Here is a 1,989-nt window from a genome sequence, read left to right on the forward strand (position 1 = left end):
CTTTGTAGACATAACACATTTGCATGGCATCTAAAGCACTTTCAAGTACGCTGGAAATTTCCCGGGCAAAGCTCCGCTGGTATCGGCTATATCGATCTTCAATTCCATATAAATAATGAAAATCATGATTGCCGATCAGCAGCTTTACCATATTGGGATTATCTCTTTTAAGGTTAAGGATTTTCTCAAAGTTTTCGATTTCTTTTGGAGCGCTAATGGCCTGATTGTAGGAATCGAAGTAATCGCCTATAAATACAAGGGTATCCATTTGCTCTTGCAGGACGTTATTCCAAAAATCACGACCATGAATATCCCCTATTGTAATGATCTTCATTTTTTAAGGTTATAGGTGAAAGAAATAATAATTAATTAGTCGATTCCAGTTTGATGGGTTCGAAAAGCAAAAAAGATTGTTTGAGAATAATTTGTTGAGACATGAGAGCGAGTGTTGATTAAATCAAATATAATGATTTATAAAGCCAAACATGCTCTATTTAAAAGAAAACGCTCCGTTCTTGAAAGGTAACTTATTAAAGATTGTTTATATTTGTTTAACCCGCAAATAACCTTTATGTGCTCGCGCTATACCCTCACTAAAAAACAGGAATCAATTCTACACGCCTATAACGTTAAAATGCCTGAATTTGTTCCTAACTATAATCTTGCACCAACACAAGAAGGTTTGGTCATCACAGCAGATGAACCGGGAATAGCTCAAAAGATGCACTTTGGTCTTGTTCCTTATTGGGCAGCTGATACGAAGCTAAACCTGAGCACACTCAATGCACGTTCTGAAGAGCTACCTGATAAAAAAACATTTGCCCCTTTACTTCAAAAGCATAAAACCTGCTTGGTACTGGCGGATGGATTTTATGAATGGGATAAGAAATCAGGAAAGCCACTACCCTACTATTTTAGCCTCAACAATCGTGACGTATTTGCTTTTGCGGGTCTCTGGTCGCAATGGAAGAATGCAGCTGGAACCCAAATTTACCGCTCCTTCACGATTTTGACTACCCAGGCTAATGAGCTTGTAGGAAAAATCCATGCCCCAAAGTTAAGAATGCCAGTGATCCTTGATAGGAATGCTGAAAAGTTATGGCTAAACAAAGAACTATCGGCCAAGGACCTTTTGCAGTTATGTTTACCTTATGCGGATGAACAAATGGAAGCCCATAAGGTGAGTACTGATGTAAACAGCACGGTTTTTAAAGGATTGGTTAACAATAAGTCTGAGTTAATTTTACCTGTAACTACGCAAGCCACCCCTATTCAGCTAACACTCTATTAAACAATACATTCTCTTTTCTTCTTTCAGTCTGCATGATTTAATCTATTTCTTTTCGAGAAATATCTTACATTTACAAATAACATTATAAATGAAAAGAATTTTCTACTCCTTACTGATTGGGTTAAGCCTTTTTGCATCTCCAGTTTTCAGTAATTATTTTTCAGAGATCTTCATTGTTTCTAAAAAAGAAGTTACAGTTTATACTACACGGACAGGAAGTAAATATCATAAAAATGGCTGTCGCTATTTAAGAAAAAGTGCTTATCAAACTACCAAAAAGGCAGCTATAGCGAATGGTTTTGGAGCCTGTTCTATATGCAAGCCTTAACCCACGATTCATATGAATGATAACCTGGTAATGTAGGCATCATCCTTGATGGTATTTCTACTATATGAAGATTTTATGGAAATATCTTAAACCACATCGTTTATTGATTGCAAGTTCCCTTGTTTTAGCCGGACTTGCACAATTTTTAAACCTCCTGGATCCGGTGATCTTCGGACGCATCATTGACGACTACTCCACCAATAAAAATAACCTGAATGAAAGTCAACTCATTGCTGAAGTAAGTTACTGGCTAATTATCGCTTTGGGTATTGCCGTTGTTGCAAAACTCTTTAAGGCCATACAAGAATATATGACCAGAAAAGCTGTTGCTAAATTTGGTATGGGCATTTTTAATGACGGTCTGAAGCAA

Annotated in this window: 3 protein-coding genes and 1 pseudogene; 3 read left to right on the forward strand and 1 reads right to left on the reverse strand. The window is 36.9% G+C overall.

The features are described from left to right. Window positions 1-334: metallophosphoesterase (locus ACR2F7_RS11390; RefSeq protein WP_432713687.1), on the reverse strand; the 334-nt coding region annotated here is incomplete at its 3' end. Window positions 335-571: 237 nt separating this feature from the next. Here ACR2F7_RS11390 and ACR2F7_RS11395 point away from each other — a divergent pair. The 3 genes and pseudogenes from ACR2F7_RS11395 to ACR2F7_RS11405 all read left to right on the forward strand — a co-directional run. Next, window positions 572-1,291 (forward strand): SOS response-associated peptidase, encoded by a 720-nt coding sequence (locus ACR2F7_RS11395; RefSeq protein WP_432713688.1) that lies wholly within the window; start codon window positions 572-574, stop codon window positions 1,289-1,291. 88 nt (window positions 1,292-1,379) lie between these two features. Further along, on the forward strand, window positions 1,380-1,619 hold the full coding sequence (locus ACR2F7_RS11400; RefSeq protein ID WP_432713689.1) for a hypothetical protein: 240 nt from the start codon (window positions 1,380-1,382) through the stop codon (window positions 1,617-1,619). 64 nt (window positions 1,620-1,683) lie between these two features. After that, window positions 1,684-1,989: pseudogene (locus ACR2F7_RS11405) on the forward strand (ABC transporter ATP-binding protein); the annotation flags it as partial.

It is taken from the genome of Pedobacter sp. (assembly GCF_045628745.1).
GTDB lineage: Bacteria > Bacteroidota > Bacteroidia > Sphingobacteriales > Sphingobacteriaceae > Pedobacter.

Coding starts and splice junctions, on each gene's coding strand:
- ACR2F7_RS11395 (WP_432713688.1), top strand. CDS start 572: ATGTGCTCGCGCTATACCCTCACTAAAAAACAGGAATCAATTCTACAC.
- ACR2F7_RS11400 (WP_432713689.1), top strand. CDS start 1,380: ATGAAAAGAATTTTCTACTCCTTACTGATTGGGTTAAGCCTTTTTGCA.